Source organism: Phenylobacterium sp. (genome assembly GCF_044236515.1).
Lineage (GTDB): Bacteria > Pseudomonadota > Alphaproteobacteria > Caulobacterales > Caulobacteraceae > Phenylobacterium.
In genome coordinates this window covers 1-17,418 of sequence record NZ_JBIIGK010000057.1, presented here as the reverse complement: position 1 = coordinate 17,418, position 17,418 = coordinate 1, and the positions used below count along the sequence as shown (strand labels likewise).

At 69.6% G+C, this 17,418-nt stretch carries 17 protein-coding genes; 6 read left to right on the top strand and 11 right to left on the bottom strand.

The features are described 5' to 3' along the window. Window positions 1–572, top strand: a 572-nt coding sequence (locus ACILRF_RS08115; protein ID WP_395671780.1) for a hypothetical protein, incomplete at its 5' end; no start/stop codon positions are given. A 79-nt stretch (window positions 573–651) separates the two neighbouring features. Next, window positions 652–1,377, top strand: a complete 726-nt coding sequence (locus ACILRF_RS08110) for a hypothetical protein (protein WP_395671779.1) — start codon at window positions 652–654, stop codon at window positions 1,375–1,377. Between the two features lie 6 nt (window positions 1,378–1,383). Here the strand turns inward: ACILRF_RS08110 and ACILRF_RS08105 are convergent, their stop codons facing one another. Together ACILRF_RS08105 and ACILRF_RS08100 are read right to left on the bottom strand one after the other, a co-directional pair. Further along, complete coding sequence (locus ACILRF_RS08105) at window positions 1,384–1,758, bottom strand: hypothetical protein (RefSeq protein ID WP_395671778.1); 375 nt, start codon at window positions 1,756–1,758, stop codon at window positions 1,384–1,386. A 14-nt stretch (window positions 1,759–1,772) separates the two neighbouring features. Next, the gene (locus ACILRF_RS08100; RefSeq protein WP_395671777.1) at window positions 1,773–2,585 is read right to left on the bottom strand and encodes a universal stress protein; all 813 of its coding nucleotides are present in this window, start codon (window positions 2,583–2,585) and stop codon (window positions 1,773–1,775) included. Between the two features lie 168 nt (window positions 2,586–2,753). Here ACILRF_RS08100 and ACILRF_RS08095 point away from each other — a divergent pair, with 168 nt between their 5' ends. Beyond that, window positions 2,754–3,347: a YfbR-like 5'-deoxynucleotidase gene (locus ACILRF_RS08095; protein WP_395671781.1), complete on the top strand. Its 594-nt coding sequence runs from the start codon at window positions 2,754–2,756 to the stop codon at window positions 3,345–3,347. A 4-nt stretch (window positions 3,348–3,351) separates the two neighbouring features. Beyond that, the gene (locus ACILRF_RS08090) at window positions 3,352–4,284 is read left to right on the top strand and encodes an NrtR DNA-binding winged helix domain-containing protein (RefSeq protein ID WP_395671776.1); all 933 of its coding nucleotides are present in this window, start codon (window positions 3,352–3,354) and stop codon (window positions 4,282–4,284) included. A 5-nt stretch (window positions 4,285–4,289) separates the two neighbouring features. On the opposite strand, the gene ACILRF_RS08085 is transcribed toward ACILRF_RS08090, so the two are convergent. Both ACILRF_RS08085 and ACILRF_RS08080 read right to left on the bottom strand, forming a co-directional pair. Then, window positions 4,290–4,685, bottom strand: a complete 396-nt coding sequence (locus ACILRF_RS08085; RefSeq protein ID WP_395671775.1) for a hypothetical protein — start codon at window positions 4,683–4,685, stop codon at window positions 4,290–4,292. 102 nt (window positions 4,686–4,787) lie between these two features. Next, window positions 4,788–5,318, bottom strand: a complete 531-nt coding sequence (locus ACILRF_RS08080; protein ID WP_395671774.1) for a porin family protein — start codon at window positions 5,316–5,318, stop codon at window positions 4,788–4,790. Between the two features lie 196 nt (window positions 5,319–5,514). Between ACILRF_RS08080 and ACILRF_RS08075 the strand changes: the two genes are divergently transcribed. Then, a complete protein-coding gene (locus ACILRF_RS08075) occupies window positions 5,515–6,114 on the top strand; it encodes an exopolysaccharide biosynthesis protein (RefSeq protein ID WP_395671773.1) in 600 nt (199 codons plus the stop codon). Here ACILRF_RS08075 and ppdK read toward each other — a convergent pair. The 4 genes from ppdK to ACILRF_RS08055 all read right to left on the bottom strand — a co-directional run bounded on the left by ppdK (window position 6,111) and on the right by ACILRF_RS08055 (window position 12,236). Then, the gene (ppdK, locus tag ACILRF_RS08070; protein WP_395671772.1) at window positions 6,111–8,807 is read right to left on the bottom strand and encodes a pyruvate, phosphate dikinase; all 2,697 of its coding nucleotides are present in this window, start codon (window positions 8,805–8,807) and stop codon (window positions 6,111–6,113) included. The genes ACILRF_RS08075 and ppdK overlap by 4 nt on opposite strands. 37 nt (window positions 8,808–8,844) lie before the next feature. Next, complete coding sequence (glyS, locus tag ACILRF_RS08065; protein WP_395671771.1) at window positions 8,845–10,854, bottom strand: glycine--tRNA ligase subunit beta; 2,010 nt, start codon at window positions 10,852–10,854, stop codon at window positions 8,845–8,847. A 3-nt stretch (window positions 10,855–10,857) separates the two neighbouring features. Beyond that, entirely contained in the window at window positions 10,858–11,745 is an 888-nt protein-coding gene (locus tag ACILRF_RS08060) for a glycine--tRNA ligase subunit alpha (protein ID WP_395671770.1), read from the bottom strand. A 104-nt stretch (window positions 11,746–11,849) separates the two neighbouring features. Continuing rightward, window positions 11,850–12,236 carry a hypothetical protein gene (locus ACILRF_RS08055; RefSeq protein WP_395671769.1) on the bottom strand — a complete coding sequence of 129 codons (387 nt, stop codon included), beginning with the start codon at window positions 12,234–12,236 and terminating at the stop codon, window positions 11,850–11,852. Window positions 12,237–12,496: 260 nt separating this feature from the next. On the opposite strand from ACILRF_RS08055, the gene ACILRF_RS08050 reads away from it, so the two are divergent. Further along, complete coding sequence (locus ACILRF_RS08050) at window positions 12,497–13,909, top strand: ammonium transporter (protein WP_395671768.1); 1,413 nt, start codon at window positions 12,497–12,499, stop codon at window positions 13,907–13,909. On the opposite strand, the gene ACILRF_RS08045 is transcribed toward ACILRF_RS08050, so the two are convergent. The 3 genes from ACILRF_RS08045 to ACILRF_RS08035 all read right to left on the bottom strand — a co-directional run. Then, entirely contained in the window at window positions 13,906–14,790 is an 885-nt protein-coding gene (locus tag ACILRF_RS08045) for a 4-(cytidine 5'-diphospho)-2-C-methyl-D-erythritol kinase (RefSeq protein WP_395671767.1), read from the bottom strand. The two genes, ACILRF_RS08050 and ACILRF_RS08045, sit on opposite strands and share 4 nt — an antisense overlap. After that, window positions 14,787–16,472, bottom strand: a complete 1,686-nt coding sequence (locus ACILRF_RS08040) for a tetratricopeptide repeat protein (RefSeq protein WP_395671766.1) — start codon at window positions 16,470–16,472, stop codon at window positions 14,787–14,789. Before ACILRF_RS08040 ends, ACILRF_RS08045 begins: the two co-directional genes overlap by 4 nt. A gap of 64 nt (window positions 16,473–16,536) precedes the next feature. Continuing rightward, the coding region (locus ACILRF_RS08035) for an electron transfer flavoprotein-ubiquinone oxidoreductase (protein WP_395671765.1) at window positions 16,537–17,418 on the bottom strand (882 nt) is incomplete at its 5' end.

The following is a 17,418-nucleotide window of genomic DNA, read 5'->3' as shown; positions in this document are numbered from 1 at the left end:
CCCGCCTTGGTGAAGGAGCCCGAACGATGTCCACGCCCCGCTTCGACAGCGACAACGACTACGATCCGCAGGACCAGGCCGAGGCGCTGGACGAGAGCATGACCGTCGGCGGCGAGGGCTCGGTGTCGCTGGGCGGCGACTCGCCGCTCGAGGTCGGCGCGGAGATGCGGACCTTCGAGGAGATGCCCGACGTGCTCGATATGATGCAGCGCGTCGGCGACCGCGACGATGACGAAGGATTGGCGCTGGACGCCGACGAGTTCGACGAGGACGCCGTCGACGACGGCGACTTCGAGGAGGACGACGAGCTCGACTACCGCGCCGCCGACGAAGAGCACGAGGACGACCTCGACGGCCTCGGCCCGGAAGCCGGCTCGCGCGGCATCGACGAGGACGCCCTGTCGCTGAGCGAAATCGAAGGGCTGGACGAGGTGCGGGATGCCGATCTGGCGACCGGCGGCGAGGACGACTTCACCGACTTCCAGGCTCGCAACGTCGGCGACGAGGACCTGAAGCGCATGGGCTATTCGGAAGATCGGGGCGGCGAAGTGCGCGCCAAGCCGGACTCCTGACGCCGCGGCCTTACGCCGAATTCACTCGATCTTTCAGGGCGGCGAGGACACCCTCTCGGCGACGAGAGGGAGTTTTCGCATGAAGCCCGCCATCGCCGCGATCCTCGCGGCCGCCGCCGCGAGCGCCTGCGCGCCCGCCGGCCCGCCGCCGGCCCGCGCCACCCTGGACTGTCCGCAGACCGAGGGCGGCCTGACCCGCGCCTCCATCTCCGCCGACCGCAAGACCTGCATCTATCGCGCCGACGGCGGCGTCGAGGTGAAGCTGCGGCTGATCCCGACCGGCGGCCGGCCTGAACAGGCCCTGGCACAGATCGAGGCCGAGCTGCTGAACACGCCGGTCCCGGCCAGGCCCGCCGCGGCTGCGGCGGCCGCCCACCCGGAGGCCGATGCGGTGGCGCGCCAGGCGCGCGCCGATGCGGCGTCGAGTGCTGCACCCGAAAGCCCTGCGAGCGACGCGTCCGAAGAAGTTCATATCGATGTGCCGGGCCTGCGCGTGACCGCCAACGGCGATGACGCCAAGGTCGAGATCGGGTCGGTGAAGGTCGACGCGAGCGGCGACGACGCCACCGTTCGGGTGGTGCGCGACGTCCGGCTGAAGGGCGAATCCTTGTCGCCCAAAAAGCGCGGCCTGAGGGCGACCTTCGTGAAGGCGGAGGACCGGCCGGAGGGCGAGCGCGTCGTCGGCTATGAGGCGGCCGGCCCGAAAGCCGGGCCGCTCACCGTGGCGACCGCCGTCGGCGATGGCGACCTCGACGATCTGCGCAAGGACGTCGAGCGCCTGGTCCGTCGCAACGGCGGGGTCTGAGCCGCCTCAGCCGGCCGGCTGAACCTCAACCACCTTGTAGGTCAGGGGCCGGCCGTCCTCGTCGGTGATGGTGACGTACTCGCCGACCGCGAACCGATGGTCGCCCAGGCGGTGCACCGGCTCGTCGTCGGCGGCGTCATCTTCCTCGTAATCGAAGAACCAGCGTGGACCGCGGCGGTTGAGGCGCCCGTCGGTCGGATCCTCGTCCGGCGAGAAGCGGCGCACGGTGCAGGCGTCCCGCGACTTCGCATAGGCCGCCTCGTCCAGGTGCCCGTCGTCGGTCAGGGGCGCGGTCAGGGAATAGCCGCGATGGTCGTCGCCGCCGGCGAACTCCGTGCCAGGGTTGCGGGCGAGCCGCATGACGATGCGCGACAGGGTCATGGTGTTCCTCAAGCTCAGTGGGACAAGAACAGCGATGGGGCGTCGGCGCCGAGCAGCGTGCGCGTCGCCCCGCCAAATATAAACTCCTGAAGCCGCGGATGGCCGAAGGCGCCGGCGACAAGGATGTCGGCGCCTAACTTTTGCGAAGCCGCCAGCAGCGCAGGCGCGGCGTCGCCGTGGTCCGGAAGCACCTCGACCGCCGCTTCGAGTCCACGGGCGGCGTAATAGGCCTGCAGCCGGGACGGGTCGAAGCTGCGGGCGCTGGCTTTCGGGGCCGAGAGGATGACCACCTGGCTGGCCTTTTCCAGCAGCGGCAAGGCCAGGCGCGCCGCCCGGCTGGCTTCCTTGCCGCCTTCCCAGGCCACGGCGACGACGCCGCCGACCTTGAGGCCCGGCCGGGCGATCAGCACCGGCCGCTGCTCGTCGGCGACGATCTGCTGGAACGACCCTGCAAGGGCGCCGCGGCCGCGGGCCGCGTCGGAAGTGAAGACGACCACGTCGGAGAGGCGGCTCTCGGCCGAAAGGCCCGCCCACACAGGGGTCTGCAAGGCGGCAAACCGTTGCTTGGGATAGGCGACGCGCTCAAAGGCGAAGCGGGCATTTCGCTCGCCGATTGCGGCGGCTTCGCGCAGCGCGTCCAGCGCCGCGGTCTGAACGCCGCCGAGCAGGCCCTCGCCCGTCCAGGGCATGACATCGGCGACATCGGCCGGCGTGTAGACGCCGGCGACCTCCGCGCCGAACGGCTCGGCCAGCATCACCGCCGCGGCCAGCGCTTCAGCGTCGCCCTGGCCGCCTGACAGCGGCGCCATGATCCGGGCCCAGCTCATCTGCGTCCCTTTCACGTCCTCTCTCATTGCGCAGCTTGGACCCAAGGCCACACGCCCGCATTGATATTTTTCAGTCGGTGGCGCAGTTCACCAGGCTGAGCCATGAAGGAACGCGCTGTGAGCAAAGGGGTTCGTCGCGCCAAGGCCGCACCTCGCGCCTGGCAGCGGATGCTGTCGGGGCGTCGGCTCGACCTGCTCGACCCTTCGCCGATGGACATCGAGATCGAGGACATCGCCCACGGCCTGGCGCGGGTCGCGCGGTGGAACGGGCAGACGGTCGGCGAGCACGCCTTCTCGGTCGCCCAGCATTCGATCGTCGTCGAGGAGATCGTCGCCCACATCCGGCCGGAGATCGAACCGCGCTGGCGCCTCTCGGCGCTGCTGCATGACGCCTCCGAATATGTGATCGGCGACATGATCTCGCCGTTCAAGGCGGCGCTCGGCGTGGACTACCGGACCTTCGAGGACCGGCTGGAGACCGCGATCCACATCCGCTTCGGTCTGCCGGCCAAGACGCCGCCGGACGTGAAGCGGCTGATCAAGCAGGCCGACCGGGCGTGCGCCTTCTTCGAGGCGACGCAGCTCGCCGGCTTTACCCATGCCGAGGCGCTGGATTTCTTCGACGCCCCGCCGCCGGGCTACCTCCTGCACATCGACCCCTGGCCGGCGTCCGTGGCGCAGGAGCGTTATGTGCAGCGGTTCCACCTCCTGTCCGAAGCCGCCGGCTATACGCCCGGACAGGCCGCGTTCGACACGGAGTGACGGCGTGAGCGTGCCGGTGGTCATCGGCCTGTCGGCCGTGGTGATGGCGATCCGCGACGGGGAGGCCGTGGCGCTGACTGTCCGGCCGCCGGGCCAGGAGTTGCAGGGCCTGCCGTTCGGACCTTTCGACCCCGCCGGCCGACGAACCTTCGAGCTGGCGCTGCGCGCCTTCGTGACCGAGCAGACCCGGTTCGATCTCGGCTATGTGGAACAGCTCTACACATTTGGAGACAAAGGCCGCGACGCCCCTCTGGCCGACATGGGCGCCGGGTCGGCGCGGGTGATCTCGGTCGGCTATCTCGGCCTGGCGCCCGGCGCGCTCGACAGTCATTCGGCGGCCTCGGGCTGGCAGCCCTGGAACCGCTTCTTTCCCTACGAGGACTGGCGCGACGGTCGGCCGACCGCCTTGCGGCCGATCGAGACGGCGCTGCGCGCCTGGGCGACCACGCCCGACCGACTGGCCCGCGCCCGCCTGCTGTTCGCCCTCGACGACGCGCCGTGGAACGAGGAGCGGGTGCTCGAGCGCTATGAGCTGCTCTACGAGGCCGGGCTGGTGCAGGAAGCCGCCCGCGACCGGGGCGAAGCGGCGGCCGCCCTGCCCGCGGCCGGCGAACCGATGATCTCCGATCACCGGCGCATCCTGGCGACGGCCCTGTCGCGCCTGCGCGGTAAGATCAAATACCGGCCGGTGGTGTTCGAGCTGATGCCGGAGGCCTTCACCCTGTCGGCGCTGCAACGCGCCGTGGAGGCGATCGCCGGCGTAACCCTGCACAAACAGAACTTCCGCCGCACGCTGGAGCGGACCGGCCTGGTCGAGGGACTGGGGCGGATGGACTCCGAGACGGGGGGGCGGCCGGCCGAGCTGTTCCGGTTCCGGCGCGAACTGTTGGCGGCGCGACCGGTGTCCGGCCTCCCGCTGCCGCTGTTGCGGGACTAAACGCCCTAAGCGGCCGTCTTGCCGGCGTAGATCGGCAGGGCTTGCAAGGCCAGGATCGCCGGCGGCTCGGAAAGGTCGGTCAGGTCGACGCTGATCTGACCGGTGCGGAACGCGCCCGCGAGGGCCGAGGCCCAGGGCAGACGCCGCCCGACGAACTGCTCGCCGACGGCGCAAAGCACCAGCGCCAAGGCGCCGGACTTGGCCATCGCCCCCTTCCCATCGGCGGCCACCCAGACCGCGTCCAGGCGGCGTTCGGGGAAAATCTCGTCGAACAGCGCCCGGGCGCGGGTCTCGTTGAGCGGTGGCTTCGGCTTGGAGAGGCTGGCCCACGCCGTCGCCCCCACCAGCATGATGGTGGCGAAGCCGGTCATCGCGAGTTGCGTGAAATCGGCAGGCAGCAAGGCGTCCCTCTCGGGAGCTAGCTGGCCGTGAATTGAGCGGCAGGTCAAGAAGAAGCCCCCCACCCGAAGGCAGGGGGCTCACGCAGTGTCGATCGGGCGCGATCAGAACCGGCGCGTGTAGGCGATCGACCAGACGTCGGCATGGCCGGCGCCGTCGTCGCGGAAGTCGTGGCGGGTCCAGTCGATGCGCACGCCGTTCTGGCCATCGAAGTGGTGCTGGGCGCCGACGCCGAAGTTGAAGGAATCGCCGCCCTCGCTGGCGGAGAAGCCTCCGCCCGACGCGCCGATCTTGGTGTGGCCGTAGCCGATGCGGGCCAAGAGGTCGGTGTTCTCCGACAGCGGGGCGAAGCCAACGCCATAGATACCAAGCTGGCGCTTCAGCTTCACGTCGACCGGAACGCCGCCCACGTCGACCTCGTCCTTCTTCACGCCGAACGCGCCCTCGCCTTCGATGCCCAGCCAAGTGTTTGCGCGATAGCCGAGACGGCCTTGCAGGGCCCCGACGTCGGCGACGCCGCCGTTCGCGTGGGCATAGCCGAGCGAGCCGTAAGCCCCCGTGGACTGGGCGTGGGCGGCGGCCGGAAGGACGAGGGCGATGGCGGCCACCGAAGCTGCCGCGAGAAGCATTTTCATGATGTTGAACTCCACTCAGATACGCGAACAGCCACCCGAGCCCTCGGGTTGGGGGAGCAAACGCGAGGTGTCCGGGAGGGTTCGCAGCCGGTGTGTCCGCCGCCATACGAGTGTGGTTTGCGGGCCACAGGGCCACTAACGGCGGTGATCAAATCGGCGGCCTGCGCGTTTCGGGCGTCACGCGAGAGAGGCGGAGATGGCCGACGACGAGCCCAAGAACCTCGAAGACCTGCTGTCGAAGCTGGATCGCGCCGCCGATTCCAAAGGCGCGAAGGTGTCGGTCGGCGAGATCATGGAGACGGTGGGCAAGCGCTCGTTCGGGCCGCTGCTGCTGCTCACCGGGCTTCTCGGGATGACGCCCGTCTCGGCCGTGCCGACGGCCCCGACGATCATCGCGACTATCACCTTCCTGGTCGCCGTCCAGCTCCTGTTCGGCCGCGAGGCGGTGTGGATCCCGCGGGCCCTTGAGAAGCTGTCACTGAAGGCCGAGCGGGTGCGCAAGGCGGCGAGCATCAGCCGCCGGCCTGCCCGCCTCGTCGACCGCCTCGTGAAGCCGCGGCTGTCGATCCTCACCCGCCCTTGGGCCGACCGGATGGTGGCGGCAGTGTGCATTCTGGCGGCGCTGGCGACGCCGCCGCTGGAGCTGCTGCCGTTCGTCGCCTTCGTGCCCGCGCTGGCGGTGGCGACCTTCGGCCTGGCGCTCGTCGCGCGGGACGGACTGCTGGTGCTGATCGCCCTGGTGATCGTCGCCGGAGGCCTGGGCTTCGGCGGTTATCACCTCCTGGCGGGCGGCTAGCGGTCCTTCTCGCGCTCGCCGATGGCCGCCTGGGCGGCGGCCAGGCGGGCGATCGGCACCCGGTAGGCCGAGCAGCTCACGTAATCGAGGCCGATTTCTTCGCAGAACTGAATCGAGGCCGGATCGCCGCCGTGCTCGCCGCAGATGCCGAGCTTGACGTCGGGCCGCACGACGCGGCCGCGCTCAGCGGCGATGCGGATCAGGTCGCCGACGCCGTCCTGGTCGATGCTGACGAACGGGTCCTTCTCGAAGATGCCCTTCTCGATATAGGCGTTGAGGAACCGGCCGCTGTCGTCGCGGCTGATGCCGAACGTCGTCTGCGTCAGGTCATTGGTGCCGAAGGAGAAGAACTCGGCGGTCTCGGCCAGGTCGCCGGCGCGGATGGCCGCGCGCGGCAGTTCGACCATGGTGCCGACCATGTAGCGGATCTCGACACCCTGCTCCTCAATCACGGTTTTCGCCGTGCGATCCGTCAGTTGGCGCAGGAACTTCATCTCCTCGCCCTTGGCGACCAGCGGGTGCATGATCTCCGGGATCGGGGCCGGGCGGCCAGCCTTCGCGACCTCACAGGCGGCCTCGACGATGGCCCTCACCTGCATCTCGTAGATTTCGGGATAAGCGACGCCCAGACGGCAGCCACGGTGGCCCAGCATGGGGTTCACCTCGTGCAGCTCCTTGGCGCGGCGAGCCAGTTTCTGCGGATCGACGCCGGTGGCCTCGGCGAGGGCCACAAGGTCGGCGTCGGTGTGCGGCAGGAACTCGTGCAGCGGCGGGTCGAGCAGCCGGATGGTGACCGGCAGGCCCTCCATGATGTCAAACAACTCGACAAAGTCCTGACGCTGCATCGGCAGGATCTTGGCCAGCGCGGCCCGGCGGCCAGCCTCGTCGTCGGCCAGGATCATTTCGCGCACGGCGGCGATCCGGTCCGGATCGAAGAACATGTGCTCTGTACGGCAAAGGCCAATGCCCTCGGCGCCGAACTGGCGGGCGGTGCGCGCGTCGAGCGAGGTCTCGGCATTGGCGCGGACCTTGAGCCTGCGCACGCCGTCGGCCCAGCCCATCAGCGTGGCGAAATCGCCCGAGAGCTCCGGCTCGACCATCTTCACCGCGCCCGACAGCACTTCGCCGGTCGAGCCGTCGATGGTGATGATGTCGTGGGCCTTGAAGGTGCGACCGCGGCAGTGGAACTCGCGCGCTTTCTGGTCGATGCGCAGCTCGCCGGCGCCGGAGACGCAGGGGCGGCCCATGCCACGGGCGACGACGGCGGCGTGGCTGGTCATGCCGCCGCGGGCGGTGACGATGCCGCGGGCCGCGTCCATGCCGCGGATGTCCTCGGGGCTGGTCTCCTCGCGCATCAGGATCACCGCCTCGCCGGCGGCGCCGAGGCGCTCGGCCTCCTCGGCGGTGAAGACGACCTTCCCGGTCGCCGCTCCGGGGGAAGCCGGCAGACCGCTCGCGATGACATCGCGCGGGCTGGCCGGATCGATGGTCGGGTGCAGGAGCTGGTCGAGGCTGCCGGGCTCGACGCGCATCACCGCCTCTTCCTTGCTGATCAGCCCCTCCGAAGCGAGGTCGACGGCAACCTTCAGCGCCGCCTTGGCGGTGCGTTTGCCGTTGCGGGTCTGCAGCATGTAGAGCCGGCCGCGCTCGACCGTGAACTCGATATCCTGCATATCGCGGTAGTGAGTCTCGAGCCGCTCGATCACCGCCTTGAACTGGGCGAACACCTCCGGCATCGCCTCTTCCATCGACGGGTTCTTCTCGCCCATCTCCTCGCGCGCCGCGCGGGTCAGCGCCTGCGGCGTGCGGATGCCGGCGACGACGTCCTCGCCCTGGGCGTTGATCAGGAACTCGCCGTACAGCCGGTTCTCGCCGGTCGACGGATTGCGCGTGAAGGCGACACCGGTCGCCGAGGTCTCGCCCATGTTGCCGAACACCATCGACTGCACGTTGACCGCCGTGCCCCAGCTTTCCGGGATGTCGTGCATCCGGCGATAGAACTTGGCCCGATCGTTCATCCAGCTGGCGAACACCGCGCCGATGGCGCCCCACAGCTGGGCGTGCGGATCCTGCGGGAACGGCTTGCCGAGTTCCCTCTCCACCGCCGCCTTGTAGTCGGCGACGACCGCTTCCCAATCCTCTGCGCTGAGGGCCGTGTCGACGTAGGCGTCGAGCCGGTCCTTGTGATCGTCCAGGATCTCCTCGAACATGTGGTGGTCGAGGCCGAGCACGACGGCCGAATACATCTGGATGAACCGGCGATAGCTGTCGAAGGCGAAGCGGCGGTCCCCGGCCAGCTTAGCCAGGCCCTCGGCGGTCTGGTCGTTGAGGCCGAGGTTTAGGACGGTGTCCATCATCCCGGGCATCGAGGCGCGCGCGCCGGAACGGACCGAAACCAGCAGCGGGTTGGCGGCGTCGCCGAACTGCTTGCCGGTCTGCTCTTCGACCCGCTTTAGCCCTGCGGCGACCTGCTCCTGCAGGTCGGCGGGATATTGCCGCTCGTTGGAATAGTAGTGGACGCAGGCTTCCGTCGTGATGGTGAAGCCCGGCGGCACGGGCAGGCCGAGCGACGACATCTCGGCGAGGTTGGCGCCCTTGCCTCCGAGCAGGTTCTTCATCGCGGCGTCGCCGTCAGCGCTCCCGCCCCCGAAGGCGTAGACCCACCGCGTCTTCACCATCGTATCGCCCGCCATCCGTCCAAATCTCCGTCTTCCCGGCCTGAAGCCAGGATCAACCCGTAACCTGAGAGAAGTCCGCGACACGCCCCATGGCGTCGCGAACCTGCACCAGAAGCCGCAAGCGGTTCTCGCGTTCCGCGGCGACGTCTGAATTCACCAGCACCTTGTCGAAGAAGGCGTCGACCGGGGCGCGAAGCGCGGCCAGCGCCTGCATCGCGGCCGCGAAGTCCTCGCGGCCAAGCGCCTCGTCCAGTTGACCTTCGAGATCGGTGAGGCGCGCGACGAGCCCGGCTTCTTCCGATGAGGCGCCGGCCATGGCGGTCGGCGCGCCCGACGGCAGCGGGCCCTTCTTCTCCTCGGCCTTGAGGATGTTCACAGCGCGCTTGTAGCCGGCCAGCAGGTTTGTGCCGTCCTCGGAGGCGAGGAAGGCGGCCAGCGCCTCGACCCGCGCCACGATCCGCACCAGATCGTCGTCGCCGAGCGCCAGGACGGCGTCAGCGAGATCGTGCCGCTGGCCCTGGTCGCGAAGCTGCACCTTCAGACGGTCGGCGAAGAAGGCCAGCAGATCCTCGGAGCAGAAGCTGCGAAGCGGCAGGCGCGTGCGCGTCTGCAGCAGTATGCGGATGACGCCGAGCGCCGCGCGGCGCAGGGCATAGGGGTCGCGGCTGCCGGTCGGCTTTTCGTCGATGCCGAAGAAGCTGATGAGGGTGTCGAGCTTGTCGGCCACGGCGACCGAGGCGGCCACCACCTGCACCGGCACGGCGTCGCTCGGGCCCTGCGGCTTGTAGTGCAGGCGGATGGCGTCGGCGATCTCGGGGTCCAGGTGCTCCTTGTCGGCGTAATAGCCGCCCATCACGCCCTGCAATTCCGGGAACTCGCCGACCATGCCGGACACGAGGTCCGCCTTGGCCAGGCGCGCCGCCTCGACCGCCTTGGCCTTGGTCTCGGCGTCGTCACGAAGATACGGCGCAAGCTGGCCCGCCAGGGCGGCGATCCGCTCGACCCGGTCATGCATCGTGCCGAGCTTGGCGTGGAAGGTGACGCCCTTCAGCTTCTCCAGCCGGTCGGCAAGCTTCGTCCGCTGGTCCTCTGTCCAGAAGAACCGCGCGTCGGACAGGCGCGCCGACAGAACCTTGGCGTTGCCGGCGGCGATGATGCGGCCGCCGTCGGTCGCCTCGATATTGGCGACGGTGATGAAGTGCGGCGCGAGGTTGCCGCTGGCCGGATCGCGGACGGCGAAATAGCGCTGGTGGACCCGCATCGAGGTGCGGATCACCTCCGGTGGAAGGTCCAGGAAGGCTGGGTCCATGTCGCCCATGACCGGCGTCGGCCATTCGGCGAGGCCGGCGACCTCTTCCAGCAGGCCATCGTCTTCGACGAGCTCTAGATTGCGGGCGAAGCACAGGGTGCGGGCCTGCTCGACGATGCGCGCCTTGCGCTCGTCGGCTTGGAGGACGACGCCGTTCTTCAGCAGGCCGTCGCGATACTCGTCGAAATCGCGGGCGCGGAAGGACTGGCGCGAGCCCATGAACCGGTGGCCCTCGGTGAGGTCCCCGGAGACGATGCCGTCGATCTCCAGCGGCACGATCTCGCGATCGAAGACGCAAAGGATGCGCTTCAGCGGTCGAACCCAGCGCAGGCGGCTGGTCCCGCTGATCATTGACTTCGGCCAGGGGAAGCCGCGGACGATGGCCTCGACCATCTCTGCGACGATCTCCGGCGTCGGGCGTCCGGCCTTGTGCAGGTGGGCGAAGAAGACGCCGTCGCGCTCGATCAGCTGGTCGCGCGTCAGGCCGGTGGCGCGCAGGAAGCCTTCCAGCGCCTGTTCCGGAGCGTTGGTGCGGGGGCCCTTGCGTTCCTCATGACGCTCGGGTTGGGCGGCCGGCAGTCCCTCGGCGACGAGGGTCAGGCGGCGCGGGCCGGCGAAGGCGGCCAGCGCCTCGGGCAGCAGGCCTTCGGCGGCGAGCTTCTCGCGCGCCATGCGCTCCAGGTCGCGGGCCGCCTGGGCCTGCATGCGGGCGGGAATCTCTTCGGAGAAAAGTTCGAGCAGAAGCTGAGGCATGACTTAGGCCTTCGCCTCCGCCTGACTCTCGATCCAGGCCTCGGCGCACATCTTTGTCAGGTCGCGGATGCGGCCGATGTAGCTCTGGCGCTCGGCGACAGCGATGGCGCCGCGCGCGTCCATGATGTTGAACAGGTGGCTGGCCTTCAGGACGTGGTCGTAGGCCGGCAGGGCCAGCGGCTGCCCCTGGCGTCCGCGGTGGCTGAGGATGCGGGGAACCTCGCGCTCCATGTCCTCGAACTGCCGCTTGCAGGTGGCGACGTCAGCGGCCTCCAGCTCGAAGGCGGAGAACTGCTGCTCGTTCGGCAGGTAGATGTCGCCGTACTTGAATTCGTCATTGAAATCCAAGTCGTAGACGCTGTCCTTGTCCTGCAGGTAGAGGCTGAGCCGCTCCAGGCCGTAGGTCAGCTCCCCGGCCACCGGAAACACGTCCAGGCCTCCGACCTGCTGGAAGTAGGTGTACTGCGTGACCTCCATCCCATCGCACCAGACCTCCCAGCCGAGGCCCCACGCGCCCACGGTCGGATTTTCCCAATCGTCTTCGACGAAGCGCAGGTCGTGGAGCTGAGGATCGATGCCGATCGCCTTGAGCGAGCCGAGGTATAGGTCCTGGAGGTTCTCCGGGTTCGGCTTCAGGATCACCTGGTACTGGTGATGTTGGTGAAGCCGGTTCGGGTTCTCGCCATAGCGGCCGTCGGCCGGCCGGCGGGACGGCTGGACGTAGGCGACCTTCCAGGGATTCGGCCCGAGCGTGCGCAGCACGGTCATCGGCGACAGGGTCCCTGCCCCCACCTCGACGTCGTACGGCTGCAGGATCGCGCAGCCCTGCTGGCTCCAATAGTCGTGCAATTTCAGGATCAGACCCTGAAACGATAGCGGCTTGTCAGGCATGAAAATCAGGGCCGTTCGCAGGCGCAAAAAAAGTCGGCGGACCATAGGGCCCGCCGACCTTGGCTTCAAGCCGCCGCCCGTTTGTTTGGGCGCGGTATGTCCGATCAGTTGCCGGCGGCGGCGGTCCGCTGGCCGGCGCGCGACATCGGGCCGCCGAACCGGGCGCGGTTCTCAGCGGTGTCCGGAACCGGGCCGTTGGTCACGGTGGTCGTGGTGACGGTCGCGCCGCCGGCCATGCTGGTGCTCGACGTCGACGAGGCATCGGTCGACGCCGTGGCGGCGTCGGTGCTCATGGTGGTGCTGGCGCCGACCGACATGTCGGTCGAGCTGCTCGTCGTGCCGGAGCGCGACATGGTGCTGTCGCCGGTCGTCGAGCCTTCGTTGTGGTTTTGCGTGCCGGTGGTGGCGCCGACAGTGGATTCCTGGGCGTAGGCGGCGCCGCCGATCAGGGCGCAGGCGGCGGCGGCGGTGAGCAGATGGTTGAGCTTCATGGTCTTCACTCCTCGTGTGACGTCCGTTGAAAGCCCCGCCCCTTGGCGAAGTTCCTGCCCGAGCGCGCGGAGGCTTGCGGCCCATACGCACGGCGAAGGTCGGCGTTGCCGCTCTCACGGCTTCGTGAACACCGTCGTCAAGCCCAAGTTTTAGGCGCCGCGCAGCATTGGCGCCTGAAGAGCGGGCGCCGACGCGAGCACGCCGGCGGCTGGAACACCGGGCCATTTGGGATTGCGGCGCTCAATGCTAGCGGCGAGGCATGATCCGCACTCGCGTCAGCCTGACCGTCGCCCTCCTGGCCCTTTCCGCCGCCTCTCCGGTCCTCGCGCAGGCCGGGCCTGCTCCGGAAAAGGGCGACACAGCGTGGATGATGGTCTCGACGCTGTTGGTGCTGCTCATGATCCTGCCCGGACTGGCGCTGTTCTACGGCGGTCTCGTCCGTCAGAAGAACATGCTCTCGATGCTGATGCAGACCTCGACGGTGACGGTCGTCGGCATGATCGGCTGGGTGCTCTGGGGCTACAGCCTGGCCTTCACCGACGGCGGTGTGGCGGATGCGGTGATCGGCGGGGTTTCTCGGGTGGGACTGCTGGGCGTCACCCCGGCGTCGACGGCGGCGACCTTCTCGACCGGCGTCGTGATCCCTGAGTTCGCATTCATCGCCTTCCAGATGACGTTCGCCGCCATCGCCGCGGCCATCGTGCTGGGCGGCGTCGCCGAGCGGATGAAGTTCGCCGCGGTCCTGGCCTTTGCGGTGTTCTGGCCGCTGCTTTCCTATTACCCCCTCGCCCACATGGTCTGGTGGTGGGCGGGGCCCGACGCCATCGCCGCTGCACCTGAGAATCCGGTGCGGGCCGGGCTGATCTGGAGTCTCGGCGCCCTCGACTTCGCGGGCGGCACGGTCGTGCACATCAACGCCGGGGTCGCGGCCCTGGTCGGCGCGATCATCCTTGGGCCGCGGCGCGGCTATCAGGGGCCGACGCCGCCGCACTCGATGACCCTCACCCTGGTCGGCGCCGGCCTGTTGTGGGTCGGCTGGTTCGGCTTCAACGCCGGCTCCAACCTGGAGGCCACCGGCGCGGCGGCCCTGGCCATGGTCAACACCTTCGTCGCGACGGCCGCCGCCGGCCTCTCCTGGACGATCACCGAATGGGTGCTGCGAAAGAAGGCCTCGATGCTGGGCCTTGCGTCCGGCCTTGTCGCCGGCCTGGTGGCGGTCACGCCGGCAGCCGGCTTCGCGGGTCCTCTCGGCTCGCTGCTGCTCGGGCTCGTGGTCTCGCCGATCTGCGTGCTGTTCTGCTCGACCATCAAGATGGCGCTGAAGTATGACGACAGCCTGGACGCCTTCGGCATCCACGGCGCCGGCGGCGTGATCGGGGCGTTGGCCACGGGCCTGCTGGTCAACCCCGCCTGGGGCGGCGCCGGGGTCATCGACTATGCGACGTGTGCGGCGGACGGCGACATCTCGACCTGCGACTTGGCAGCCTACGACCTCGGCCCGCAGCTGCTCGCCCAACTGCAAGGCGTCGGTGTCGCCATTGCCTGGTCGGCTGTCGCCTCGGCCATCGTCTTCTTCGGCATCAAGTTCGCCCTCGGCCTGCGGGTCGACGAGGAGACCGAGCACGAGGGCCTGGACATCGTCGAGCACGGCGAGCGCGCCTACCACTACTAGGCGGCAGGCGCCCCGAGTCGGCACGGCTGGACCCACCAGCCGGGCTGCGCCGCGGCGATCCGCGCCGCCAGGCGTTTCGCTTCACCCTCCTCGGCGCACAGGGCGAAACAGGTGCCGCCGGAGCCGGACACACGCGCCAGCAGGGTCTCGGGTTCGGCCTTCAGCGCCGCAAGCACCTCGCCGACGCGGGGCTCAACGTCGACGGCCGCCGCTTCGAGGTCGTTGCGCTGGCCGCCGAGCCAGGCCGCCGCCGCTGCCGCGGTCGCAAAGGCCGACGGCGCCGACGGTGGAGCCACATCGCCGAACGCACCTCGGTCGTCGAAGCGCCGGTAGACCGCGGGCGTCGAGACCGGGACGGACGGATTGACCAGCACCGCAGGCAGAAGCGGGAGGCCGGGCGCAGCCGAGAGCCGCTCGCCCCGCCCTTCGGCTACCACCGTCCGGGCCCAAAGGCAGGCCGCGCCATCGGCCCCCAGCGAGCCGGCGGTGGCCTCCAGCTCGCCGTCCGTAATCCGCCGGCCGACGAGATCGCGCAGCAGGCGCAGGGCCGCCCCCGCATCGCTCGACCCGCCGCCGAGGCCGGCGGCGACCGGCAGCTGCTTGTCAAGAACGAGCCCGAGGGCGGGCTCCGGACCGCCGGCGCAGAGCGCTCGCGCCGCGCGCAGGACGAGGTTGTCGTCCCCCGCCCCAAGGTTCGCCGAAAACGGCCCCTTGAGGCGCAGGCTCAACCGCTCGCCGGGCTCCACCGTGACAACGTCGCCGACGTCGGCGAAGGCCATCAGGCTGCAGATCGGGTGATAGCCGTCATCGCCAGGTCCGCCGACATGGAGGAAGAGGTTGACCTTGGCGGGCGCCGGCGCGGAGCGCGGCGACGGGCTCACTGGACGGCGATCTTCCGGGTCGGGCCCAGCCCGGAGGCGATCTTGGACTCGGCGTCGGCGCGGATCTTGTCCTCCGGATCGAGGGTCAGCACCCGCCGCCACTGGAACACCGCCTCGTCCTTGCGGCCGACCATCCAGTAGGCGTCGCCGAGGTGGTTGTTGATCTCCGGATCGCCGGCCTCGAGCCCGACCGCGCGCTCAAGGGTCTCCACGGCCTTCTTGTAGTCGCCCATGCGGTAATGGGCCCAGCCGAGGGAATCGACCATGGCGCCGGAGCGCGGATTGGCGGCGACCGCCTTCTCGACCATGGCCAGGGCTTCGGCGAGGCGCTCGCCGCGGTCGATCCAGCTGTAGCCGAGGTAGTTGAGCAGCTCCGGCTCGTCGGGACGGGCTTTCAGGGCCGCCGTCAGATCGTTTTCGGCCTCGGGCCAGCGGCCGAGCCGCTCCAGGGCGACGCCGCGGGCGTAATGCAAGCGCCAATCCGGCGTCTTGGCCTCGCCGATCAGGTCATTCAGCACCGCCACCGCTTCGGCGTGCCGCTCGTCGGCGCGCAGCAGATCCGCGAGATTGACCCGCGCCTCGACGTCGCCGGTCGCGGCGGCGGCCCGCGCAAGCTTCAGGGCCGTCTCCGGATCCTTGGCGCTCTGATAGGTCCAGGCCAGCTTGGCTTGGGCCGAGGCGTACTCCGGCGAACCCGGCTTCAGCCGCGCATAGGCGGCGCGGGCCGCGTCCGCGTCTCCGGCCGCCTGCATGACGTCGCCGAGCATGACCCAGGCCTCGTCGCGCTTCGGATCGAGCCGCAGCGCCAGGCGCAGATAGAGCAGCGCCAGTTGCGTCTGGCGGGCCTGCAGCATGGTGGCGGCGGGGGCCAGCAGCGCCTGGGCGGCGCCCTCTTTCAGGCTCGGCAGGGCCGGCGCCTTTCGGCCTGCCGTGGCGCGGGCCCGGGCCTCCGTCAGCCGCACGCCGTCGGAACCGGCGGCTATAAGGGTGTCGTAGAGCTCCACCGCCTCCTTGCGTCGGCTCTGCCGCTCGAGGAAGGCGCCGTAGGCGAGGATCGACATCTCGCTGCCGGCCGAGGCGCTCGCCGCCTTGTAATCCGTCTCGGCCTCGTCGAAGCGACGGGCGCGCTCGAAGAGCTGCGCCCGACCAAGCTGGCCGAAGTAGTCGACCACGCGGTCGCCACGGACCTGCGGCCGGACGAACATCGCCTCGGTGTCGCCGGCCTGGGCGGCGGCCCACGGGGCAAGCAGGGCGGCGACCGGCCGGTGCGGAAAGCCGATCGCCTCGCCCGACAGCAGGTCCTGGGCCGCCTTGCCGCGGCCGTCGGCGATCGCCTCGACGGCGTTCGTCAGGGCGGCCAGCCGCTTGGTGGCCTCGGATACGTCCGGGCCCTGCGGCGCAAGGGTCACGGCCCGCTCGATGTCGCCCGCCAGCACGGCGGCGGAGAACGCCCGCTCGGCGACCACGCCGTCGGTGTCGGGATAGGCGCTGGCCTGCTCGAAATAGCGCGCCGCCTCGACGCTGCGCCCATCGTTCAGCGCGGCCTGACCGGCCAGGAACATGCCGTAGGGCGAGGCGCCGAATCCCTCGGCGGCGGCGGCCGTTGGCGGCGGGCCCTCGGACCGGGCCCCCGCGCAGGCGGCAAGCAAGAGAAGCGGGGCGGCGAGGAGAAGGCGGCGCATCCGGCGACCTTCGGACCTTCTGGCCCCGGCCGCAAGCTCCGCCGGTTTCGCCGCCGCCGTCCGCTTACATGTTGGGATAGTTTGGCCCGTCGCCGCCCTGAGGCGTCGTCCAGTCGATGTTCTGCGACGGATCCTTGATGTCGCAGGTCTTGCAGTGGACGCAGTTCTGGAAGTTGACCTGGAACCGCGGGTTGGCGCCGGCCTCGTCGTACAGCACCTCGTAAACCCCGGCCGGGCAGTAGAGCCGCGCCGGCTCCCCGTACTTCGGAAGGTTCACGTCGATCGGCACGGTCGGATCGCGCAGCTTCAGGTGCGCCGGCTGGCTTTCGTCGTGGTTGGTGTTCGACAGGAAGACGCTGGAGAGCTTGTCGAAGCTCAGGACGCCGTCCGGTTTCGGATAGACGATCGGCCTGTAGTCCTTGGCCAGGCCGGTGGACTCGGCGTCGCTCTTGCCGTGCTTCATCGTGCCGAACAGGGAGGCGCCGCCGAGCAGGCTGGTGCTCCACATGTCGAACATCGACAGCGCCCCGCCGAGCGCCGTGCCAAACTTGGAGAGCAGCGGCTTGGCGTTGCGGACAAGGTTCAGTTCGCGCTTCACCCACGAGGAGTCGAACGCCTCGGTGTAGGCGGTCAGCTCGTCGCCCGCACGGCCGGCCTGGATCGCGGCGAAGGCGGCCTCGGCGGCCAGCATGCCGCTCTTCATGGCGTTGTGGCTGCCCTTGATACGCGGCACGTTGACGAAGCCGGCGCTGTCGCCGAGCAGGACGCCGCCCGGGAAGGTCAGCTTGGGGGTCGATTGCAGTCCGCCCTCGCTGATCGCCCGCGCGCCGTAGGCGATCCGCCGGCCGCCGGCCAGGTGCGGCGCGATCTCCGGATGATGTTTGAAGCGCTGGAACTCGTCGTAGGGCGACAGCCAGGGATTCTTGTAGTTCAGGTGCACCACGAA